Source organism: Salinicola avicenniae, from assembly GCF_023736115.1.
Lineage (GTDB): Bacteria > Pseudomonadota > Gammaproteobacteria > Pseudomonadales > Halomonadaceae > Salinicola > Salinicola avicenniae.
In genome coordinates this window covers 120,805-143,490 of record NZ_JAKQZC010000006.1, presented here as the reverse complement: position 1 = coordinate 143,490, position 22,686 = coordinate 120,805, and the positions used below count along the sequence as shown (strand labels likewise).

Genomic DNA, 22,686 nt, shown 5'->3' with positions numbered 1-22,686 from the left:
CGATCCCGCCTAGGCCGCGGCCGGCCAGCCGCCTTCTCGAATCACCGGACAGCCACTGACATCCCGGTTGTAGAGATAGAGCCACGCCGGGCCGAAGACGGTGCGGTGCACGGCGCGGTTGTAGTCACCCGACAACGGCGCTCGCACGCGGTAGTCCTCCAGGCGATCCAGCGCTTGCAGGCCGGCAGCATCGACACGATAGACCTCGATCTCGATGCCGCGCGACGGCTCCGCGCGAGCCCCCGGGTAGGGACCGATATCGTAAAGCGTCGCGCTGGTGATGATGTCGGGGCCAACGAACGCGGCGCCTTGCAGCCAGTGGTGATTGCGCAGCCCGCGTTTCAAGGTGCCATAGACGGCGACCAGCGAAGTGCGGCGAATGGCGAGAGCGGGAGAGTACATGGGCTGGGGGTGTCCTGTCGTGTGGGCGGGCGAGGTTAGCCGCGATGCGGAGCCCTCGCGTGTCGTTCGTGAAACGGCGGCGCGGCCTGCCGCATCAGCCGGCGAGTCTCTCGCCGAGTCGACGCATGAAGCGGTCGCCGGCCTCGAGCTCGCGGATTTCGATATATTCGTCCGGTTGGTGCGCCTGCGCGATGCTGCCCGGGCCGCAGATCACCGTCGGCAGGCCGACACGCTGAAACTGGCCACCTTCGGTGGCGTAGGCGACGCCACCGGTGTCGGTATTGGCATCGTCGAGCAGAGCCCGGCACAGCGACAGGGCGGGTGCGTTGTCCCGGTCGGCGAGAGCCGGCACCGTCTCGACCAGTTTTTCGGTCACGATCGAGACCTCCGGGGCGCGCTCGCGAAGCGTCGCCTGCAGTGCGTCGGCGTACTGCGCAAAGCGTTGGTAGACGGCCTCGAAACCGTCGTTCGGCAGGTGCCGAATCTCCCACTCGAAGTGACACTCGCGCGCCATGATGTTGATCGCGGTACCGCCCTCGATGCGCCCGACATGCAGGCTCGAGTGGGGCACGTTGAACACGTTCTCGACGGCGCCCTCGGCGACCAGCTCGGCCATGATCTCCTCGATGCGGGTAATCAGCCGAGCGGCCACGTGGATCGCCGAGACGCCCTGATTGACCTGGCTCGAGTGAGACTCGCGACCGGTCACGGTGGTACGCAGTGTGGTGATCCCTTTCTGCGCCACGACCGGCTGCATCAGCGTCGGTTCACCGATGATCACGGCGGCGGGGCGCGGTTCGTCCGCCATCAGTCGCTCGATCATCGACGGCGCACCGAGACAGCCGATCTCCTCGTCATAGGAGAAGGCCAGATAGATCGGACGCCTCAGGTCGAGCGCGCGCCACCTTGGCACCTGGGCCAGGGCGCAGGCGATAAAGCCCTTCATGTCGCAGCTGCCGCGCGCGTAGAGTCGGCCATCGCCGATGTCGGTCAGCGAGAACGGCGCGCTCGACCAGGGTTGGCCGTCGACCGGCACCACGTCCGTATGACCGGAAAGCACGACGCCGCCCTCGACCGCCGGGCCGATGCGTGCCAGCAGGTTGGCCTTGCTGCCGTCAGTATTGGCGATGCGCTGGGCCGGTACGCGGTGCTTGGCCAGATAACGCTCGACGAAGTCGATCAGCGCGAGATTCGAATGACGAGAGACAGTGTCGAAGCCGACGAGCGCTGTCAGCAGTTCACGAGTATCCATGCGGCATCCAGGCCTGAGGGTTCACAAGCGGTGTGGCTTCAGAGTAACGGCCCGTGAGCGCCGGGCCAAGCGCGAAACCGGTGACGGATCTCGATGATTCGACCGACTGCATCGAATGGCCGCAAATTATGCGTCGATGTCGCCTTGCCGGGATTTTCCAACAGCGGCTAGCCTGTGCGGGCAGGTTCGCGTTTCCGACAGTCGGGCGAAGGCCTTCAGTCTCAAGCCATAACCCGATTCTCAAGTTGTTACCCCGATTCCAGGAGTCTCACCCATGAGCAAGGTGCTGGTGCTGTACTACTCGAGCTACGGCCATGTCGAAACCATGGCGAATGCGGTCGCGGAAGGCGCCGGCAGCGTCGCCGGGACCGAGGTCGATATCCGTCGCGTGCCCGAGCTGGTACCCGAGGACGTGGCAGAGAAGTCCGGCTACAAGACCGATCAGGGCGCGCCGCTGATCGAGAGCCCGGATGTGCTCGCCGCCTACGATGCGATCATCGTCGGTACGCCGACACGCTTCGGCAACATGGCCTCCCAGATGCGCAACTTCTGGGACATGACCGGTGGCCCCTGGGCGCAGGGCAAGTTGATCGGCAAGGTCGGCAGCGCCTTCACCTCGACGGCGACTCAGCATGGCGGGCAGGAGACCACACTGACCTCGATTCACACCACGCTGCTCCATCACGGTATGGTGATCGCCGGTGTCCCGTACAGCTGCGCCGAGCTTGCCAACATGGATGAAATCACGGGTGGTACGCCCTACGGCGCTTCGACGCTGGCGGAGGCGGACGGTGCGCGCACGCCGAGCGAGAACGAGCTGGCCATCGCGCGCTTTCAGGGCAAGCATGTTGCCGAGCTGGCCGCGAAGCTCGCCAGCTGACCGCGCGGGTGGCCCGGTAGTGACGCCGCCTTGAAGGCCACCCCGGAGATGACGGCCGCTAGAAATGATGGCCGTTAGAGGTGACGGTCGTTAGAGAGGAAGGACCCGCGCCATCGGTGCGGGTCCTGGCGTTTGCCGGGCGGGCACCCGATCTCGCCGGCGATGGCCGATGACGTTTCGGCTCGCCGGCGAGAGATACGGCTTACTCGTAGACCATCTCCTCGAGTTCGCGCCCGTTGGTTTCACCGACGAAGCGGATCACGAAGATGACCGACAGTACCGCGCAGACCGCGTAAAAACCGTAGGCGCCGGTCAGGCCGATAGACGCGAGCATGATCGGGAAGGTCATGGTGATCGCGAAGTTGGCCACCCACTGGAACAGGCCTGCGATCGCCAGGCCCGAGCCGCGAACCTGGTTGGGGAACATCTCGCCGAGCATGACCCACATGACCGGCCCCCAGGAGACATTGAAGAAGAAGACATAGGTGTTGGCCGCGAGTAGTGCCAGGACGCCGTTGCCGGAGGAGAGCGCCAGGCGACCCTCGACGATCTCCGCCGTGGAGAAGGCATAGACCAGGATGGCCAGCGTGACGGCCATCCCCAGCGAGCCCGCCCAGAGCAGCGGCTTGCGGCCGATACGGTCGATCAGGCCGATGGTGATCAGGCACGCGGCAATACTCACGGCGCCACTGATGACATTGATCATCAGCGCATCGTTTTCGGAAAAGCCGACGGCCTGCCACAGTACCGCCCCGTAGTAGAACACCACGTTGATGCCGACCAGCTGCTGGAAGACCGCCAGGCCGATCCCCACCCAGACGAGTTTGAGCACCTTGCCGGTGGCCGGGTTGATCAGGTCGGAAAGACGCGGTTTGTGGCGGCTGGAGAGCGACTCGCGAATCTCTTCCAGACGCTGGCGCGTGCCGGCCTCGTCATAGACCAGTCGCAGCACGCGCTGGGCCTGGGTCGTCCGGCCGGCGCTCACCAGAAAGCGAGGGCTTTCGGGAATGAACAACAGCGCGATCAGGAAGATCCCGGCTGGCAGCATCTCCATCCAGAACATGCAGCGCCACGCCTCGAAGCCGAACCACAGTGTCGACATCGACCCGCCGGCGATATTGGCCAGGGCATAGTTGTTGAGAAACGAGCAGAACAGGCCGGCGATGATCGCGACCTGCTGGATGGTGGCCAGCCGACCGCGCAGGTGTGAAGGCGCAATTTCACTGATATAGGCCGGCGACATGACGCTGGCGGCACCGACCGCCAGCCCGCCGAGCACCCGGTAGAGCACGAACTCCAGTGAGCCACCGGCGATGCCGGAACCCCAGGCGCTGATCAGGAAGAAAACCGCCGCGATCAGCAGCAACGTGCGGCGGCCCAGCCTGTCCGCCAGGCGGCCGGCGAAGAAGGCACCGACGGCGCAGCCGAGCAGCATCGAGGCCACATTGAAGCCGGTGCCGACGCTCTGCGACTCGAAGGCCTGCTGCAGGCCGTCGACCGTGCCATTGATGACGCCGCTGTCGAAGCCGAACAGGAAGCCGCCGATGGCGGCGACGCAGCAGGTGAGCAGTACCACAAAGGGGCGCTGCGAGTTCACTTGGGTTGGCATGACGTGCTCCCTTGAAGGTGGATTATCGTTGTGGGAATCCTTGGGGGTATGACGTTGGGTTTGCGATCGTTTCTGTGAAGGCTCGGCGCCTTCGAGTTTCAAGGCGACAAGCGCGCGACGGCGCGTTATCGCCAGCCTGCATCGATCCAGTAGCTGTGACCGGTGCACAGCGCGGCGTCGTCCGCGGCCAGGAACAGCACCAACCCGGCCACGTGGTGCGGCTGCAGCCGATGCTTGAGTGCCTGGGCGTCGAGGATTTCCTGCTCGCCTTCCGGGCTGTACCACCGCTTCTGGCGCGGGGTCTCGACGTTGCCCGGCAGCACGCAGGTGACGCGGATATCGTCGCCGCCCAGTTCCCGGGCGAGGGCTCGCGTCATGCCCTCGATGCCGGCCTTGGCCGTCTCGTAGAGCGACAGGTTCTCGAGTCCCAGATGCCAGCTGATCGAGCCGAAATTGATGATCGCGCCGCCGCCGGCCTCGGCCATGCCGGGCGCCACGGCCTGGGTCGCGAACAGGAGATGGCGCAGGTTGGTATCCAGGCTGCGCGAGAAATAGTCGGTATCGATCTCTGCCAGGGAATGGCGGTCATCGTTGGCGGCATTGTTGACCAGCACGTCGACCTGGCCGATATCGGCCAGCGCCGCTTGCAGGGCGGTCACGTCGGTCAGGTCGCAGTGGTGGAAGCGCGGCAGGCCGTGACACTGCTCGACCAACGCACGCGAGGGCGCCTCGACAATGTCCAGGAAGTGCACGTCGGCTCCCTGATCGACAAAGGCTTCGACCAGTCCGGCGCCGATGCCGGAGCCGCCGCCGGTAATGACCACGCGCTTGCCTTCCAGGCTGGGGTAGCGGGCCGAGCGGCCCTTGGCGAGTGTCATGGCTTTAGTAATTTCTCTTAACTAATGGTCGCTCCAGCATGCGGCCGCCACGTGACGGTCGCCATTGACCATTGGTGTTAAGACTTTGTGCTGTTAAGGCTTTTCGATAGCCCGTCTGTCGTTGTCTCGGCCGTTGTCGTGTCGGGCCGGATTTCCGGAGCGGAGCATGGCGCCGACAGGTGGCTCTACGGTACAGGGTCGTCTGATATAGTCATCGACACCGCCACTACTCCTATTCACTACCACTATCACTACCACGAAGGTGACCGCCGCATGCCCAATGCCTTCACCCCTCAGGCCGCCGGTGATCTCAACTATCTGAAAAGCCTCAATCGCAGCACGATTCTCGCCACGGTCAGGCGTCATCCCGGCCTGTCACGGGCCGATATTGCCACGCATACCGGGCTGACCAAGGCGACCGTGGGTGGGGTGGTCCAGGTGCTGCTGGCGCGCGGCTGGCTGCGCGAGGGCGAACTACATGCGCGCGGTGGCGGCCGGCCGGGGCGGGCACTCTATCTCGATGGCAGCCGCCACTTCATGCTGGGCACCGAGGTCGGGGTGAAGGGGCTACGGCTGGTCGCCTGCAATCTGCAGGGGGATGTACTCGCCCAGCAGCAGAGCGAACAGGCGCCGACTTCGCCCGAGGCGACCGCAGCGCGGTTGGCCGGCATGCTCACCGACCTGTGCCGCTCACCGGATCTGCAGTCGCGAACCTGCCTGGGGCTAGGCGTGGCGCTGCCCGGGCCGGTGAAGCCCGATGCCCCGGTGCTGCGACTGGCGCCCAACCTTGGCTGGGTGGATGTCGAGTTTCTCGACCTGCTGCGCCAGCAGTCGCTGGAGATCGCCGGCAGCTGGCTGCTCGACAATGAAGCCAACGCCGCCGCCTTCGGCGAGTTCTACTTCTTCGACGGCACGCCGCCGGAGTCGATCGCCTATCTGTGTGCCAGCAGCGGTATCGGCTGCGGCGTGGTCAGCGGCGACAATTTTCCCTTCATCTCGCGCGGCGCGCAGGGGCTGTTCGGCGAGATCGGGCATACCGTGCTGCAGCCCGGCGGGGCGCCCTGTCACTGCGGCAATCGGGGCTGCGCGGAGACGTTGGTCAGCGGCTGGAAACTGCGTGAACAGCTGGATGTCGCGGCCGATGCCAGCCTCAGCGAGGCGCTGGCTCGGCGCGGCGATGAACCCCGGGTGAAGGCATCGCTGGCGCAGGCGGGAGAGGCGCTGGGCTGGCTGCTGCTCAATCTCCATCACACGCTCAACCCGGCCATGCTGATACTCGGCGGGTCGCTGACGCGACTCGGCGAGCCTTTGATCGCGCCGGCGCTGGCCTATTTCGAGGCGCACCAGAATGGGTTGCTGCGACAGCCGCTGTCGATTCCGGTGAAGGTCATTGGCGACAGCACCTTTACGGCGGCGCGAGGGGCCGCCGCGGAGGTCATGGCTCGCGCGGCGGTAGAACTCTAGGCTTGGTAGAACTCTAGACGTGGCATGGCGGCCGGGCCTACAGCAGGCCGATCAAGAAGGCGAAGGCGAGCATCACCAGGCTGAACAGCCACAACAGCAGGAACGAATAACGGATGTGGCGACCCATCTCGGCACCGGCCAGCCCCAGAGCCAGCCACATGGCGGGCGAGAAGGGGCTGATCATCTTGCCCACGTTGTTGCCGATCGTCATGGCGTAGATCACGCTCTCCGGGGCAATGCCCTGGGTCGAGGCGACGTGCTCGACGACCGGCAATAGCGCGAAGTAGTAGGCGTCAGTGCTGGTCAGCATGTCCAGCGGCACGCCGAAGGCACCGATCACCAGGTGCAGATAGGGCACCAGTGGCTGCGGCAGGACCTGGGCCAGATCGGTGGCGATCGACTCCAGCATGCCGGTTCCCGAGAGAATCCCGAGAAAGGCGCCGGCGGCGCTGATGATCGATGCCATCATCAGGGCGCCGGCGGCGTGTGCCTTGATGCGTTCCATCTGCTCGCTGGGTTTGGGGTAGTTGGCCAGCAGCACGACGCCGAGCGCGATCATGAAGATATAGGCCGGTGGCAGCAGCCCCGAGGCAAGCACGCCGATCGTCGCGATCGCAATTGCCAGGTTGAGCCAAAAGCGCTTTGGCAGTGCCTTGCCGTTCTCCGCGTCGGCGACGACTTCCGAGCTGTCCGGGCGGCTCGTGTCCGCCGGTAGTTTGGCGATACGGCGCTGCTCGCGTAGCCCCAGCAACGCGGCGAAGATCATCAGCAGCACGAACCCCGCGATCTGGACCGGCAACAGATCGCGCCAGAGATCGGTAGGGTTCAGGTTGGTGACGGCGGCGGCGCGCCCGATCGGCCCGGCCCAGGGCACCAGGTTCATGATGCCGATGCTGGCCGACACGATCAGCAGCAGCAGATAGGGGCTCATGCGCAGACGCTGATAAAGCGGCAGCAGCGCGGGTACCGAGATCAGAAAGGTCGAGGCGCCGGAGCCATCCAGGTGGCCGATGGTGCCGATCACACCGGTGCCCATGGTGACGGCGACGACGTTGCCGCGGGTCAGCGCGACCACGCGGTTGATCAGTGGATCGAACAGACCGACGTCCTGCAGCACGCCGAAGAAGAGAATCGCGAAGATGAACATCACCGCGACATCGGTGACATCCTGCAGCCCGCTTTCGAAGAAGCCAGCGATATCGCCGATGCCGAAGCCGGCGATGAAGGCGCCGATCAGCGGCACCATCGATAGCGCAATGATAGGTGTGACACGCTCGGTCAAAAGCAGCGCCACGATGGCAACGATGATGCCAAGGCCAATGAACGTCAGCAAAACACCCTCCATAATCAGGCGGGTTCGTGCCGAATTAGCAGCGATATCAGAACCCGAGTGAGCGGATGTTAGGGCGCGTGAAATTGACTTAGCAACTCTTACAAAATTGTAAAAATTACTGATTTGAAAGGTTTTTTACTGGTTTTTGTCATAACCATTTGGCGTGTTTTTTATCGATTGATCGTTGTATTTTCAGGCTTTTACGGGGAAGTGGAAGACGGTTGTGGGCATCCAATCCTTGCGGTTATGAAAGGATTGGATGCCGGCAAAGTGGGCATTCGATAGACCAAAGTCTAAGCGAAATGGGCGATAAAATGGATCGTCATCGGCGGTTGTCAGCGCTGAACCGTCGTCACGCTGCTGGCGCCGTTGCCGCTCGGCTCGACGCGAATCTGCAGCGGAATTCTTTCGTGCATCTCCTGCACGTGAGAGATGACGCCGACGCGCCGACCCTGCGCTTGTAGCCCGTCCAGTGCGTCCATGGCGAGTGCCAGCGACTGGGGATCGAGACTGCCGAACCCCTCGTCGATGAACAGCGATTCGATCGCCAGCTGACGCGAGGCCATCGAGGCCAGGCCTAGCGCCAGTGCCAGTGAGACCAGAAAGGTTTCACCGCCGGAGAGCGAATGGACCGAGCGCTGTTCATCCGCCATATCGCCGTCGATGACCAGAATCCCCAGATCGCTGCCGCCACGTCGCAGGCGGTAGCGCGGGGTCAACGACTTGAGGTGCTGGTTGGCGTGTAGCAACAGACGATCCAGATTGTAGGCCTGAGCGATACGCCGGAAGCGCTTGCCGTCGGCGCTGCCGATCAGCCCATTGAGGCGTTCCCAGCGGTTGACTTCCTGTCGTGCCGACTCGCGTTTGCGAGCGCCTTCCTGCTGCGCCTGCCGGCGCCGGTCATCCTCGCGCAGGTGCTGCTGGGCGACATCGCGGCGTTCCTGCAGGTCGTGGCGCTGCTGCTCGAGTTCGAGTGCTTGCTGGCGCCGGGCCTCGAGCCGCTCGGCCAGGTGCCGGCTCGTGGCATCGTCGAGTCGTGGATTGCCGATATCGGATGGCGCGTCCGGCAGCAGCGCCTGACGCTGGGCGAGCAGGGCGCGACGACGTTCGTCGCGTGTGATGCGAGCGGTGTCGCGCTCACGCGCCAGCGCGTCCAGCGTGTCGCCCAGTTCACGGATATCGGCCTCGTTCCAGGCAAGCAACTGATCGATGCGCGCGTCGCTCAGGGCCGGTTGATCCGCTCGCCAGGCCCGCCACCCGGCGTCCAACCTCTCGAACTCCTGCTGCTCTTCCTGTTGCCGCTGGCGCAGGTAAGTGAGCTGCTGCGCCTGCTGTGTCTGCGCCTGACTGGCGCTCTGCCAGCGTGTCTGAAGCGACTCGAGCTGTTGTTGCGCCTGCTGTCGGCGCTGCTCCAGCGCCGCCTGCCAGGCCGTGGCGGAAGCGTGCTCACCGAGGCACGCTCGCAACGCGGCCTCGGTGTCGTCGCGGGACCGGGCGAGCGTGGGCAGGCTGTCGTCGAGTGCCGCCAGACGCTGGCGAGACAGCGCCTGGCGTGCTTCGAGCTTACCGAGCGACAGCGCGTTGCGCTGGCGTTCGGCCTCCCGCGGGCGCTGCTGCCTCTCGATGGTATCCAGCCGCGCCAGACGCTCGCCGTGACGATCGTAGTCGCGCTGTGACTGTTCGCGTCGGGCTGCCAGCCAGGTCCGGGCGTCCTCGGCCCGAAGCAGCGCGGCGGCCTCCTCGTAGGCATCCAGTGCCCGGTCGGCGGCTTGCCGACGGGGGAGCAGCGAGGCGAGCTGCTGCTCAAGCGCCTTGAGGCCGTCTCGACAGGCGCGCCATTCGGCACCGAGCCGATGATGGCGCTCCCGTGCCGCCTCGAGCTGACGCGTCTCGGTTTCGAGCTGCTCGCGTTCCTGCGCTTCGATCGCCTCGAGCATGGCCTCGCCGGGATGCGTCGGCGGCGTGGCGTGCGGGTCGTTGAGATAGGGGTGATCCGTTCCGCCGCAGACCGGGCAGGGTTCGTCGTTGCGCAGCCACTGCCGCAGCTGCTCGACGCTGTCGCTGCGCGCGATGCGGGCGCGCTCGACCTGTTCGGTGACGTGGCGAGCTTGTGTCTCCTGTGCCGCAAGTGTCGATTTCGCTTGCTGGCCGTCGCGTTCGAGCTGGTGCAGGCGTGCGTGTTCGCTCTCCTGCTGCCGCGTGACCGAGGCTGATTCCTGCGCCAGTCGCTCGGCTTCCTGCCACGCCTGCGTCAGCGTCTGCAGAGCGCCGAGCGACGCCTGGGCCGCGTCACGGTGTCGGTTGAGATCGCTGCGCAAGGTCTCCAGTGTCGCTTTCGGCACCGCATCGGCGCTCTCCGCCAGCAGGTGTTCGAGCGCCTGGCGCTGCGCTTCCAGATCGTGATCGATGCGCTGACGTTCCTCGGTCAGCACCTCGGCCTGGCGTTGGTCGGTCTCGATACGGGCGGCCAGCTGACGCCGCTCTTCGCTCTCCTGCTCGAACTGCTGCTGCTGGCGTTCTAGGGCGGCCCCCAATCGGCGAGCCTCCTCCAGCGTCGGCTGCGCCGCCTGATAATCCGCGTCAGCGCGGTCGCGGTCTGCCTCGGCGGCTTGTCGCTGCGTGTCGAGAGTGTGCGCTTCCTGCTCACGATCGCGAAGCGTTTCCTGCGCCTGGCTCAGCTCCCGGGCCCGGTTTGCGAGGTTGCGTTCCAGCGTCCGGTGACGTTGGGCGCGCTCCCGCCAGGGGGCCAGCGATTGCAGCTGCTCGAAGGTCCGGCGATCGTCGTCGCGGTCACGACAGGCCGACTCGGCCTGCTGCAGTCCGTTCTCGGCTTCCCGCCAGGCATTGGCCATCTCGGCCTCGCGTTCCAGCTCGGCCTGCTCGCGCTGCTGCGTGGCGATGTGCGCCTGCAGCTCGGCCAAGGCCTTTTCCTCGACGCTGGCCTCCTGCTCGAGCTGCTTGCGTGTTTCCGCGTCTGCCGGTACGGCATCGGCGAGCCGCGCGTCGATTGCCTCGAGCACGCTTTTCGCGGTGCGTACGCGTTGATAAGCCGCGCGTGAAATGGCCGAGTAGTGCTGGGTATCGGTCAGTCGTTCGAGCAGCTCGCTGCGGTCGTTGTCGTCGGCCTTGAGAAAGGCCGCGAACTCGCTCTGCGCCAGCAGCACTGCTCGGGTGAACTGATCGAAGGTGAGGCCGAGCCGCTGTGGCAGGAGCTGTTTGAACTCGTTTTTCTGCGCGGTCAGCAACTGATTCGACTCGAGGTCGGTCAGCGACTGTTCGATTTTCTGCAGGCTGCCGTCGATCCTGTCGCGTGCGCGGCGTACCGACCAGCGCGCACGATAACGGCGGCCATCCCGGCCGACGAAATCGACCTCGGCGAAACCGCTGGCCGAGCCTCGCCGCAAGAGCGTTCGGGCATCGGCGGTCGTCAGCGTATCGCTGCCGATATCGGCGATCTGCGAGTCGCGTGCCGGTGCCTGGCGCAGTCTCGGCGTGTTGCCATAGAGCGCTAGGCAGAGCGCATCGAGCAGGGTGCTCTTGCCGGCACCGGTGGGCCCGGTAATCGCGAAAAGGCCCTGATCGGCCAGCGGCGGCGTGGTGAAATCGAGCTCGTGGCGTCCAGCGAGCGAGGCGAGGTTCTCGAGACGAATGGCCAGAATCTTCATGCGTCGTGCTGCTCCTCGTCTTCTTGGGTGTCCTGTACCTGTTGCAGCAGGCTGGCGAAGTCGCGCATCACCGCATCAGGCGGATTTTCACCGTACTGGGACTGCCAGGTTCGCGTGAACACCTCCTGTGGCGTCAGCGTGTCGAGATCCGCATCGGTGTGCTCGGTATCCGTGGTGTCGGCGTTGGGATAGCGGCTATGGATGCGCAATAGACGCAGGGGCTTGTCGGCAATGGCGGCTTCGATACGCGCGCGCAGGTCGGGGCGCGGCGTCTCGAGCTCGACCCGGACTTCCAGCCAGGGCCAGCGTTCGCGCGGCAGCTCGGGGTCGATCTCGAGCGTGGCGATGGTGGCTTCGACCGCCTCGAGATCGCCAGGGCCGACGCGCGTCAGCGCGACGTGACGCGGGATCGCCAGCGATTCGATGTGCTCGACCTGCGCTTCGGCCAGCGTGACTTCGAGCACCTGGTGCGGATAGTGGCTCTCGCTGAAGTCCAGCGGCAAGGGGGAGCCGCTGTAGCGGATGCGTGGTTCGCCGACCTGCTGTGGTCGATGCAGGTGCCCCAGCGCGACATAGGCGATCGCCGGCGGGAAGAGGGAGGCGGGGATCGACTCCTCGCCGCCGATGACGATAGGTCGCTCGCTCGCCTCCGATACGGCGGCGCCGGTGAGGTGGGCGTGGCTCATCGCCACGAGCGCCTGACCCGGCTGGCGGCGCGCCTCGGCGGCCGCGATCAGCTCACGGTGAACGCGGGCGATGCCGTCACGGTAGTCCGTGACGTCGCCGCCGGTCACCTCCGCCGGGCGCAGAAAGGGGAGCGCCAGGCACCAGGCTCGCACATCGCCGTGGTGATCGGGCAACGGTACCAGCAGGTGGTCGCAGTCGAGGCGGCCGTCGTCGAGCCAGTGCACTCGTCCCAGAGCATGCGTTCGCAAGCGGCGCATCAGCGGTGCCGGCAGCTCGATGCGCGAACCGCTGTCGTGGTTGCCGGCGATCATCACGATTGTCAGCTCGGGCAGTGCCGCATGGGCGCTGACGATGAAGTCGTAGAGCAGCTCCTGGGCGCGCAGCGACGGATTGACCACGTCGAAGACGTCGCCGGCGATCAGCAGCGCATCTGGCTGGCGCGCCTGAAGCGTCACCAGCAGCCAGTCGAGAAAGGCGCGATGTTCGGCGTGGCGCTCCTGACCGTGGAAGGATTGACCGAGGTGCCAGTCGGCGGTGTGGATCAGTTTCACGGCGAGGCCTGTTGCAGCTGACGACGGATAAACGAGCGCCACAGTGTAACGCGCGGTAGCGTAACTGGCAGTCGTGACCGGCCGAGCGATTGGTGTTTGGGGTGGTCGGCGCCTACGCTGGAAATCGGTCACCTTGAGGGCATGCCAACCATCGTCTCTCTGCCTGGCGCCTTGACCAGCTCGTTAGCCACCTCTGCCAAGTCACTGCCACCAGCCACAATTGCCAGCCACCATGGGAGCCTTGAATGCCGACTTTAGCGCGTATGCCACTGCACGACTGGAACCTGAGCCCGGAAGCGGCCATTGCGCTGCAGAAGCGTCTGGCGCCCTCGCTGGTGCGCGAGGATCGAATCGGCGAGGTGGCGACGGTCGCGGGCATGGATATCGGCTTCGAGAATGGCGGCGAGACGACGCGGGCGGCCCTGGTGCTGCTCGAGTGGCCGTCGCTGGTGCTGCGGGAGCAGGTGGTCCATCGCGAGCCGACGCGGATGCCCTATGTGCCGGGACTCTTGTCGTTTCGCGAGATACCGGCGGCGCTTGGCGCATTCGAGCGTCTTTCGACCTTGCCGGATCTGGTCATGGTCGACGGGCAGGGGATCGCGCACCCGCGGCGACTGGGCATCGCCTCGCATCTGGGGTTGTGGCTCGACCTGCCGACCATCGGCGTCGGCAAGAGCCGGCTCTGCGGCCGCTTCGGTGAGGTGCCAACGGCCAAGGGCGCCTGGACGCCATTAACCGACCGCCGGCGCGAGGAGGACCCGAAGGACGTCGCGCTGGACGCGGAAGGCCGCGTGACGATTGGCGCCGTGCTGCGCTCGCGGGAGAACGTCAAGCCGCTGTTCGTCTCTCCCGGCCACCGGCTGTCACTGCTGACGGCGGTCGATTGGGTGACGGCGTGTCTGGGCACGACCAAACTGCCGGAACCGACCCGGCTGGCGGATCGGCTGGCCTCGCGGCGCGGCGAGGTGGCAGGGAGCGGACAGCTCTCGTTTTGAAGAGCGGTGCCGTGCGGCTGTCTTAGCTGTCGTCGAGACCTTCCAGGCCGTCCAGCAGCACTTTGTGAAAGCGATCCGGCTGCTGGATATGCGGTGAGTGTCCCAGCTCGGGAAACTCGATCAACTCGGCATCCGGAATGCGCTCGGCGGCGCGTTCGCCGAGTACGTCGTAGTGCCCCAACGTCTGCTGTACGGCCTCGGAGGCCCGCCCCTTGCCAATGGCGGTGTTGTCCTGCTCGCCGATCAGCAGCAGTGTCGGAACCTCAATCTCGCCGAATTCGTGGATGACCGGCTGGGTAAAGACCATGTCCGAGGTCAACGCCTGGTTCCAGGCGACACGTTCGCCGTCACGCCCTGCATACATGCCGGCCAGCATATTCACCCAGCGGTCGTAGCGCGGCTCCCAGTCGCCGACATAGTAGGTCGACTGCTGGTAGGCACGGATCGACTCGGCGTCCTTCTGCCGTTCGCTGGCGAAGCCCTCATCCACGGGCTGATAGGGTACGCCCATCGCTTTCCAGTCCTCGAGGCCGATCGGGTTGACCAGTACCAGTTGTTCGGTCTGCTCCGGATACATGAGCGCATAGCGACTGGCGAGCATGCCGCCCATGGAGTGGCCCATGACGGTTACGTCGCCTAGATCGAGGCTCTCCAGCAGGGCGTGAGTATTGCTGGCCAATTGATGGAAACTGAACTGATAAGCCTCCGGCTTGCTCGACTTGCAGAAGCCGACCTGGTCTGGCGCGATGACGCGATACCCGGCGGCGGTCAGCCGGTCGATCGAGTCCTCCCAGGTGGCGGCACAGAAATTCTTGCCGTGCAGCAGCACCACGGTGCGGCCGTTGGGAGTGTCGGCGGGTACGTCCAGGTAGGCCATCTGCAGATCCTGGCGCTGTGAGGTAAAGCGGAAGCGTTCCACGGGATAGGGGTAGTCGAACCCTTGCAGTTCACCGCCATAGCGCGGCGTCTCGCTCTCCTCGGCCACGGCGGGCGCCGCAAGACCGATCAGCGCGGCACCGAGTACGAGGCCCAGCGCAGGCCGGCGCGGGCGTGCCGAGAGGAAAGCGGATATCGGGCTACGGTCCTGCATGTCGAACTCCTTCGAGGGCGTGCGGGATGAGTCAGCGGGTCATGCTTGTCAGATCTGGTCGTAAGGAAGAGGCGCCTGACGAGATTAGACGATATCCAGCGGTACCGGCTCTCGGGGGGCGGGGAAGGCGTTGTCGAGTCGTGCCAAGTCCTCGTCGTCGAGGTCCAGCTCGAGCGCGGCGGCGTTGGCGCGGACGTGCTCGAGACTGGCCGCCTTGGGAATCGCGATGATGGGGCGGGGCGCTTCCGGGTTGCCGTTGGCCGGGCGAATGCACCAGGCGAGCAGGACCTGGGCCGCATCGGCCTGATGCTTGGCGGCGATGTCGTTGACGACGGCGGACGTGAGCAGTTTGGCCCGCAGGCGCCCGCCTTGGGCGAGCGGGCAGTAGGCCATGATCGGCAGATGCTGATCGTGCATCCAGTCCTTGACGTCGACCTCGAGCCCGCGGGAACCGAGATGGTAGAGCACTTGGTTGGTGGCGCAGTCGGCGGCGGCCGGAATCGATGCCATCGCACGCAGGTTGTCGATATCGAAGTTGGAAACGCCGAAACGGCGGATCTTGCCCTGATCACGCAGCCGCTCGAAGGCTTCGAACGTCTCGTCGAGCGGGATGCCCCCGGGCCAGTGCAGCAGGTAGAGATCGAGCGTTTCGATACCGAGCCTCGAGAGGCTGCGTTCGCAGGCGGCGATGGCGCTATCGCGTCCGGCATTCCAGGGGTAGACCTTGGAGACGATAAAGGCGTCGTCGCGCCTTCCCCGTACCGCCTCGCCGACGACGGCCTCGGCCTCTCCATCACCGTACATCTCGGCGGTATCGATCAGGCGCAGGCCGAGATCCAGGCCATGGCGGAGCGCGTCGATCTCCTGTTGTCGCGGTGCGATGTTTTCGCCCATATACCAGGTTCCCTGGCCGATGGCCGGCAGGGCCATCGTCGCTTCGCGGTCGTCGGCGGGGAAGACGATCTGAGGAGTCGTATAGGCCATCGAAATACCTTCTTCGGGAAATCGGTACTGTTATGCTGGTCGTCACTCGCCGGGTTCGCAACTTTACTTAGCTCGGCTATCGGTTCCCATGCCTGCTTACGAGACCACCATCATCGATTTTTCAGCCGACAGCGCCATTGTTCCTGCCACGCAGCAATGGCTCGAGACCTTCGTGGTCGCCCACGATATCTGCCCCTTCGCCGGTCGAGAGGTGCGCCGCCGGGCCGTGCGTTACGCCATCGCCGAGTCGAACGCCGTCGAGGGCTGGCTGCACGAGCTGGCCGATGAGTGTCGCCTGCTGGATCGCGACGCCGATATCGCCACCACGCTTTTCATCCTGCCTCAGGGGCTGGAGGATTTCGACGACTACCTGACATTGCTGTCGCTGGCCGAGGCGCTGCTGGCATCGCTGGGCTATGAGGGTGTCTACCAGCTGGCGAGCTTTCACCCTGACTATTTATTCGATGGCGTCGAGGCAGATGACCCGGCCAATGCGACCAATCGCTCGCCTTACCCGATGCTGCATCTGCTGCGCGAAGCGTCGCTTGAGCGGGCGCTGGCGAGTCATGCGGACCCCGAGGGGATCCCCGAACGTAACGTGGAGCGGCTGCGAGCGCCCGATTCTCAGGCCCTGGCAGCAGCTCGGGCCTGTGAGCGTGGCTGACAGCCGAGTGTGATGCGCTATGCTGGCGACGGAAGATCGCGTCACGGTTCGCCGTTCTCGATAGGGTGGCAGCGCGGCGTGCGAGGCGAACCTGTTATTCACGCGTTGTCATTCACGCATTCAACTTCGAAGCCTGCTATTCAGAGGGAGTCCTGCCATGCAAACCGTGACCCGAGGCGGTGTGACTGTGGAGGTCAGCGGCCGCTTTCCCGAGGAGGGCGAATCGCTGCCGTCGTTCACGCTGACGGATAGTCAAATGAACGATGTCTCGCTGGATACCTACGCCGGCAAGCGCAAGGTGCTCAATATCATCCCCAGTGTGGATACGCCGACCTGTGCCCTGTCGACGCGCAAGTTCAATGCCTATGCCAGCGAGCTGGAGAACACGGTGGTGCTGGTGATTTCCGCCGATCTGCCATTCGCGCAAACCCGTTTCTGCGGTGCCGAAGGGCTGGATAGTGTGACCACGCTGTCCTGCTTTCGCCATCCTGAATTTCGCGAACGTTACGGCGTGGCGCTGGACAGTGGCTCGATGGCAGGGCTCTGTGCTCGCGCGGTGATCGTGGCCGATGCCAACGACGAGATTGTGCATGCCGAGCTGGTCAGCGAGATCAAGAACGAGCCCGACTATGACGCGGCGACAGCCGCACTGAATCGTCGCGCGGGATGACGCCTGCGTACCTTGGTCTACACTGACGGGCACGCCATCCGACGCGATGGGCGATGTCTGCCGTCGTAATCCGGCAGGTAGTACAAGGTAGGGCTTCCCCGGTCGAGGGACCAGCGATGCCCGCCGCCACGATAGTGGCGCCTCAACAAATAGTTGCGTCTCAATAAATAGTGGTGTCCCAACAGTCGCATCACATCAGAAGGAGTTGACGATGACGATCAAGAAATCCGGTTCCGCCGAATGGACAGGTAGTCTGAAGCAGGGCAAGGGCGTGGTTTCCACCGAAAGCGGTGCGCTCCAGGCCAACCCTTACGGTTTCAACACGCGCTTCGAGGGACAGCCCGGAACCAACCCCGAGGAGCTGATCGCATCAGCGCATGCCAGCTGTTTTTCCATGGCACTCTCGATGATGCTGGGCGAAGAAGGCGTCGAGGCGGATAGCATCAAGACCGACGCCACGGTGATCATGGAGCAGGACGACAGCGGTTTCACCATCACCGAAGTGCAGCTCAAAACGGTTGCCAAGATTCCTGGCGGTGATCAGGCGACTTTCGACAGCGCCGCGCAGAAGGCGAAGGAAGGCTGCCCGATTTCCAAGCTGTTGAACGCGAAGATTTCGCTGGACGCTACGTTGCAGAGCTGAGCTGCGACATCGTCTCGGCGTATCGAGGAGCCGGCCCAAGTGGCCGGCTCTGTTGTTGGCACTCCCATCGACCTTTCCCCTGAATCGCCCGCCAGCCGCCATGACGCGGCGTTGTAAAGTCTGGTAATGTACACGCCCCCTCGTGCTGCGGGCGGCACCCTCTGTCGCGTCTCCGACAGGTGCGAAGGGCCACTGGACACAAGCAAGACTCAACGCCTCAGATAAAAGAAACAGGGCTATGGCTAACGCACCTCAATACGATGCGGCTCCGTCGCGTCCCTTGTCACGCGGTGACATCAAGGTTCTCTCGCTTTCCGCCCTGGGCGGTGCGCTGGAATTCTACGACTTCATCATTTTCGTCTACTTTGCCACGGTGATCGGCCACCTGTTCTTCCCGGCCGACATGCCGGAGTGGCTGCGCATGGTGCAGACCTACGGCATCTTCGCCGCCGGCTACCTGGCGCGTCCGCTCGGTGGCATCATCATGGCGCACTTCGGTGACCTGCTGGGTCGCAAGCGCATGTTTACGCTGTCGATCTTCATGATGTCGTTGCCGACACTGCTGATCGGCTGTCTGCCGACCTACGACACCATCGGCTACCTGGCGCCGTTGCTACTAGTGTTGATGCGTATCCTGCAGGGCGCTGCCGTGGGCGGCGAGGTCCCCGGCGCCTGGGTCTTCGTCACCGAGCACGTGTCGCGCAAGCATGTCGGACTGGCCTGCGGCACGCTGGCTTCTGGTCTGGTGGCGGGTATCCTGATCGGCTCGATCATCTCCGCGGCACTGAAATCGTCGTACAGCGCCGAGGCGATGAACGCCTACGCCTGGCGCATTCCGTTCATTATCGGCGGCGTCTTCGGCTTTCTCTCTGTCTACCTGCGGCGTTATCTGGAAGAGACGCCGGTCTTCGCCGAGCTGCGTGCCAAGAAGGCACTCAACGACGGCCTGCCGGTCAAGCGCGTGCTCAGCCGTCATCTGGACAGCGTTGCGCTCTCAATGGGCGTGACCTGGATTCTGACCGGGGCGATCGTGGTGTCGATCCTGATGACGCCGAGCCTGCTGCAGTCGCTCTACGGGATCGATGCCTCGCTGGCCAATGTCTGGGCGATCGTCTTCGTGGTGCTGGGCTGCGTCGTCTCCGGCTGGTGCTGCGACAAGCTGGGCAGCGGCGTGACGCTGATGATCTGGAGCGTCCTGCTGGGCATCAGCTACTGGGTCATGATGCACACCGTGCCCGAGAACCCTGACATGCTGATGCCGCTCTACTGCCTGGTCGGCTTCGGCGTCGGGATCGTCGGCGTGGTGCCGACCGTCGCGGTCAAGTCTTTCCCGGCTGCGGTGCGCTTCACGGGGCTCTCGTTCTCCTACAACGTGGCTTACGCCATCTTCGGCGGTTTCACGCCGATCGCGGTCTCCTCGCTGATCGCCACGTATCCTGGGTCGCCGGCGTATTACATCGCCGGGCTGGCACTGCTCGGCGTATTGATCGGCCTGTTCCTGCTGCGCGCGCCAAGCGGCCAGCGGCTTGCCATCATGCAACACTGATTTGCCCGCCGGTCCGGCCCCGGCCGATCGCGATGTGCGCCTGTCATCGCGATCGGCCTGCCGGTAAGGGCCGGCATCTCGACGTTGACGTCTCCGGAAGATCTCATGTCCCAGCCAGCCTCCGCCGTGCCCTCGCGCCGGCTCTCTCGCGGTGATACGCGCACGCTCTCTCTCTCGGCCCTGGGCGGGGCACTGGAGTTCTACGACTTCATCATCTTCGTCTACTTCGCGACGGTGATCGGCCAGCTCTTCTTTCCGCCGGACATGCCGGCGTGGCTGCGTCAGGTCCAGACGTTCGGCATCTTTGCCGCCGGCTATCTGGTGCGACCGCTCGGCGGCATCGTGATGGCGCACTTCGGCGATCTGCTGGGGCGCAAGCGCATGTTCACGCTGTCGATCCTGATGATGGCGCTACCGACACTGGCGATCGGCTGCCTGCCGACCTATGCCACGCTCGGCTATGCGGCCCCGATCGTGCTGGTTCTGCTGCGCATGCTGCAGGGCGCGGCCGTCGGCGGCGAGGTGCCCGGGGCCTGGGTCTTCGTGGCGGAGCACGTGCCGCGGCGCCATGTCGGCTTCGCCTGCGGGGCGCTCTCCGCCGGGCTCGCTGCCGGTATCCTGATCGGGTCGCTGGTCGCCGCGGTGATGAAGTCGCACTTCTCGAACGAAGCGCTCGCCGCAGGGGCCTGGCGGATTCCTTTCCTGCTCGGCGGCGTGTTTGGCCTGATTGCGGTCTATCTGCGGCGCTGGTTGCACGAGACGCCGGTCTTCGCCGAAATGCGCGAACGTCGCGCGCTGGCGGCGGAGCTGCCGGTCAAGACCGTCCTGCGGGATCATCTCGGCGGGGTCATGCTGGCAATGGCGGTCAGCTGGATTCTGACCGCCGCGATTGTGGTCGTCATGTTGATGACGCCGCCGCTGCTGGCGGCACAGCATGGGCTCGATGCCTCGCTGGCCAACGTCGTGGCGATTCTTTGCCTGATCGTCGGCTGTATGCTGGCCGGCTGGTGCGTGGATCGTTTCGGCGGCGGTGCCACGCTGCTGGGCTGGAGCGTGCTGCTTGGCGCTAGCTACTGGCTGATGATGAGCGTGGTCGGCTCGAATCCCGAGGCGCTGATGCCGCTCTACGCCCTGGCCGGCTTCGCTGTCGGTATCACCGGCGCGATTCCCGCTATCGCGGTCAAGGCGTTTCCCGCCACCGTCCGCTTCACCGGGCTCTCGTTCTCCTACAACGTAGCCTACGCGCTGTTTGGCGGCTTCACGCCGATTCTGGTGACTACGCTGATGCGCCTCGATCCGATGTCGCCAGCAATCTACGTCGGTGCGCTGGCTATCATGGGTATGGTCATCGGCGTGCTGCTGATGCGCACCCGCGCCGGCCGCCGTCTGGCGGCGATGCCTACCTGAAACCGCCGCTGTTCGCGTCTCGATGTCATTGGCCGCCGAGGGCGGTGTCGAGGATGGCGGTCACGATGGCTTGGCGCGGGCGTTGCGAGCCGCCGTCACCAGCGCGCGGATCAGGCGCTGCTGCGAGCGGCTGAAGAGCAGGAACTCCGGATGCCACTGCACACCGATCAAGAACGGGTGGCTGGCACTCTCGATGGCTTGAACCAACTGGTCCCGGTCGCGGGCGACGACGTCGAGGCCCTCGCCGGTGTGATCCACGGCCTGGTGATGCAGGCTGTTGACCTGGCAGTAGCGGCGGTTGAGGATCTCGGCCAGGCGGCTGTAGGGGGCGATCTCGACGCGCTTGCGCGGCAGTACCGTGCGCCGATTGCGAATATGGCTATAGGTCGTGCGGATATCGCCGATCAGCGTGCCTCCATAGTGGATGTTGATCATCTGTGCACCGCGGCAGATACCCAGAATCGGAATGTCGCGAGGCAGGTTATCGGCCAGCAGGCTCAGCTCCAGCTCGTCGCGGGCGGGATCGAGTCGGACATCGAGCTGTACCTCGCCACCGTAGCGATGGGCGCCGATATCGTCGCCGCCGCCAATGATCAGAGCATCCAACTGACGGTTTGGTGGGCGTGACGGTGAAATGCGCAGCGGCCGCCCGCCAGCACGCCAGACCGACAGCCAGTCACACCACCAGGCCAGTCGGCTCTTGTGATCCGAGGTGGTGATGCCGATCAGTGGCCGGGGTGCTCGGGCGGTGTCACCGGGCGCGTCGCCGGTTGCTGCTGTCTTGCCCATCAATGGCGCATCCAGTGGCGCAACGAGTCGAGCCATCGGCTCAGCGTCGGCTGGGCGAGATGCTGGCGATAGGCAGCGCTGCGCTCCGCGAGGCGATCCGGATCGGCGGCAAGCTTCTCCACTTCGGCCCAACGATTCCATTCCACGCTGACGCCCCATGCGGAGTCGGACAGCGCGGCGTTGGGCAATCGATAGTGGTAGGTCGGGCGAGGGCTGACCAGGGCTTCCTTGAGCAGCGGACTCGGGTGGTCCGGCATCAACCAGGCGAACAGTGGCAGCAGATCGAGTTCGCGGTTGCGCGTCGGGTTGGCCGCGAGATAGTCGTCGATCAGCGTGACCATGTCGGGCCGGTAGTCCGGTGCCAGTACCTGGCAGGCGTAGTCGCTGTGAAAAGGGCGCGTATGCGGCAGCACATCTCGCGTGACGTCCACGGCGATCTGATCGCGCAGCCAGTCGGCGAGAATGAGATAGGCACGTAGATGAGCCAGTACGCTGTCGACCGTCGGCGCCGGTATCTCCGGGTTGAGATGCAGGCCGAAGCCATAGAGCAGGCTGGCATCGGTGCCTTCGGCGCCGTGTACGCGGAGCGCCTGGAGCAGCGTATCGAAGCGCTCGAGCTGTGGCCATGGCAGCGGTGGACTGACGATCTCGGTGGGTACCAAGCCGGCGACCATGTCGCCCAGCCACTCCCGGGTACGTGAATGAAGGCTGGCGCGCAGATGTTCGCCGAGGCCGGGTGGATCGCCATCGAGTGCCCGCGCCCGGTCGAGCAGCCGTTCGTCCGGGTGTACGTACTTGCTGTCCAGCTCGATGCGGAAGTCGCCCCAGGGCGTACCGCTGACCCGCGCGCGATGCGCGCTCAGCTGCTCCAGTTTGCCACCGAAGGTGCGCTGCGTCAGTTCGGCGGCGGCGATCGGTCCGATGCCGGCGAACTCGATCTCGACGCCGATGCAGCGGTCGCGACCGTCGGTGTCGGTGGGGCAGGGCGGGGCGGTCAGCGCCAAGGTGGGCTCCTTGTCGACGTCGGTGTGAGTGGCGGTGAGCTTGCTTGTGCCGGTCAGGTCGGCAGCGGGCGCATCGCCAGCAATCGGCTCGGTCGGCGTGTCGACGTTGTCAGAGCGAACAGTCATGTCGCTAAGCCTAGCATTCATGTCCCGGTATGACAGTCGGAAGACGT

General features: G+C 65.0%; 19 protein-coding genes. 8 read left to right on the top strand and 11 right to left on the bottom strand.

Going from position 1 to position 22,686, the window contains the following annotated elements:
* Nucleotides 1–9: 9 nt before the first annotated feature.
* Complete coding sequence (locus MC381_RS15335) at nt 10–402, bottom strand: gamma-glutamylcyclotransferase family protein (protein ID WP_251978630.1); 393 nt, start codon at nt 400–402, stop codon at nt 10–12.
* 94 nt (nt 403–496) lie between these two features.
* Nucleotides 497–1,654 (bottom strand): acetylornithine deacetylase, encoded by a 1,158-nt coding sequence (gene argE, locus MC381_RS15330; RefSeq protein WP_251978629.1) that lies wholly within the window; start codon nt 1,652–1,654, stop codon nt 497–499.
* Nucleotides 1,655–1,928: 274 nt separating this feature from the next.
* On the opposite strand from argE, the gene wrbA reads away from it, so the two are divergent.
* Complete coding sequence (gene wrbA / locus MC381_RS15325) at nt 1,929–2,534, top strand: NAD(P)H:quinone oxidoreductase (RefSeq protein ID WP_251978628.1); 606 nt, start codon at nt 1,929–1,931, stop codon at nt 2,532–2,534.
* Nucleotides 2,535–2,736: 202 nt separating this feature from the next.
* Here the strand turns inward: wrbA and MC381_RS15320 are convergent, their stop codons facing one another.
* Together MC381_RS15320 and xylB are read right to left on the bottom strand one after the other, a co-directional pair.
* Nucleotides 2,737–4,311: a sugar porter family MFS transporter gene (locus MC381_RS15320; protein ID WP_264297449.1), complete on the bottom strand. Its 1,575-nt coding sequence runs from the start codon at nt 4,309–4,311 to the stop codon at nt 2,737–2,739.
* On the bottom strand, nt 4,269–5,021 hold the full coding sequence (gene xylB, locus MC381_RS15315; RefSeq protein ID WP_251978626.1) for a D-xylose 1-dehydrogenase: 753 nt from the start codon (nt 5,019–5,021) through the stop codon (nt 4,269–4,271). Before xylB ends, MC381_RS15320 begins: the two co-directional genes overlap by 43 nt.
* Before the next feature lie 273 nt (nt 5,022–5,294).
* Here xylB and MC381_RS15310 point away from each other — a divergent pair, with 273 nt between their 5' ends.
* The gene (locus MC381_RS15310) at nt 5,295–6,485 is read left to right on the top strand and encodes an ROK family transcriptional regulator (protein WP_251978625.1); all 1,191 of its coding nucleotides are present in this window, start codon (nt 5,295–5,297) and stop codon (nt 6,483–6,485) included.
* 37 nt (nt 6,486–6,522) lie between these two features.
* Here MC381_RS15310 and MC381_RS15305 read toward each other — a convergent pair whose 3' ends face one another.
* The 3 genes from MC381_RS15305 to MC381_RS15295 all read right to left on the bottom strand — a co-directional run bounded on the left by MC381_RS15305 (nt 6,523) and on the right by MC381_RS15295 (nt 12,721).
* Nucleotides 6,523–7,830 carry a CitMHS family transporter gene (locus MC381_RS15305; protein WP_335342015.1) on the bottom strand — a complete coding sequence of 436 codons (1,308 nt, stop codon included), beginning with the start codon at nt 7,828–7,830 and terminating at the stop codon, nt 6,523–6,525.
* Between the two features lie 323 nt (nt 7,831–8,153).
* A complete protein-coding gene (locus tag MC381_RS15300; protein WP_251978623.1) occupies nt 8,154–11,483 on the bottom strand; it encodes an AAA family ATPase in 3,330 nt (1,109 codons plus the stop codon).
* Nucleotides 11,480–12,721 (bottom strand): exonuclease SbcCD subunit D C-terminal domain-containing protein, encoded by a 1,242-nt coding sequence (locus MC381_RS15295; protein WP_251978622.1) that lies wholly within the window; start codon nt 12,719–12,721, stop codon nt 11,480–11,482. The genes MC381_RS15300 and MC381_RS15295 overlap by 4 nt, the downstream gene beginning before the upstream one ends.
* A gap of 245 nt (nt 12,722–12,966) precedes the next feature.
* Between MC381_RS15295 and nfi the strand changes: the two genes are divergently transcribed.
* Nucleotides 12,967–13,716: a deoxyribonuclease V gene (nfi, locus tag MC381_RS15290; RefSeq protein ID WP_251978621.1), complete on the top strand. Its 750-nt coding sequence runs from the start codon at nt 12,967–12,969 to the stop codon at nt 13,714–13,716.
* Nucleotides 13,717–13,738: 22 nt separating this feature from the next.
* On the opposite strand, the gene MC381_RS15285 is transcribed toward nfi, so the two are convergent.
* Nucleotides 13,739–14,806, bottom strand: a complete 1,068-nt coding sequence (locus MC381_RS15285; protein ID WP_251978620.1) for an alpha/beta fold hydrolase — start codon at nt 14,804–14,806, stop codon at nt 13,739–13,741.
* A gap of 84 nt (nt 14,807–14,890) precedes the next feature.
* Complete coding sequence (locus MC381_RS15280; RefSeq protein WP_251978619.1) at nt 14,891–15,790, bottom strand: aldo/keto reductase; 900 nt, start codon at nt 15,788–15,790, stop codon at nt 14,891–14,893.
* An 88-nt stretch (nt 15,791–15,878) separates the two neighbouring features.
* Here MC381_RS15280 and MC381_RS15275 point away from each other — a divergent pair, with 88 nt between their 5' ends.
* The 5 genes from MC381_RS15275 to MC381_RS15255 all read left to right on the top strand — a co-directional run bounded on the left by MC381_RS15275 (nt 15,879) and on the right by MC381_RS15255 (nt 20,720).
* Nucleotides 15,879–16,454, top strand: a complete 576-nt coding sequence (locus MC381_RS15275) for a DUF1415 domain-containing protein (RefSeq protein WP_251978618.1) — start codon at nt 15,879–15,881, stop codon at nt 16,452–16,454.
* Nucleotides 16,455–16,611: 157 nt separating this feature from the next.
* Complete coding sequence (gene tpx / locus MC381_RS15270; RefSeq protein WP_251978617.1) at nt 16,612–17,124, top strand: thiol peroxidase; 513 nt, start codon at nt 16,612–16,614, stop codon at nt 17,122–17,124.
* A gap of 211 nt (nt 17,125–17,335) precedes the next feature.
* On the top strand, nt 17,336–17,767 hold the full coding sequence (locus MC381_RS15265) for an OsmC family protein (protein WP_251978616.1): 432 nt from the start codon (nt 17,336–17,338) through the stop codon (nt 17,765–17,767).
* A gap of 238 nt (nt 17,768–18,005) precedes the next feature.
* Nucleotides 18,006–19,313, top strand: a complete 1,308-nt coding sequence (locus MC381_RS15260) for an MFS transporter (RefSeq protein ID WP_251978615.1) — start codon at nt 18,006–18,008, stop codon at nt 19,311–19,313.
* A gap of 105 nt (nt 19,314–19,418) precedes the next feature.
* The gene (locus MC381_RS15255) at nt 19,419–20,720 is read left to right on the top strand and encodes an MFS transporter (RefSeq protein WP_251978614.1); all 1,302 of its coding nucleotides are present in this window, start codon (nt 19,419–19,421) and stop codon (nt 20,718–20,720) included.
* Between the two features lie 60 nt (nt 20,721–20,780).
* On the opposite strand, the gene MC381_RS15250 is transcribed toward MC381_RS15255, so the two are convergent.
* Together MC381_RS15250 and MC381_RS15245 are read right to left on the bottom strand one after the other, a co-directional pair.
* Nucleotides 20,781–21,509: a gamma-glutamyl-gamma-aminobutyrate hydrolase family protein gene (locus MC381_RS15250; RefSeq protein WP_251978919.1), complete on the bottom strand. Its 729-nt coding sequence runs from the start codon at nt 21,507–21,509 to the stop codon at nt 20,781–20,783.
* Nucleotides 21,509–22,513: an amidoligase family protein gene (locus MC381_RS15245; RefSeq protein ID WP_374708186.1), complete on the bottom strand. Its 1,005-nt coding sequence runs from the start codon at nt 22,511–22,513 to the stop codon at nt 21,509–21,511. Before MC381_RS15245 ends, MC381_RS15250 begins: the two co-directional genes overlap by 1 nt.
* Between the last annotated feature and the right edge of the window lie 173 nt (nt 22,514–22,686).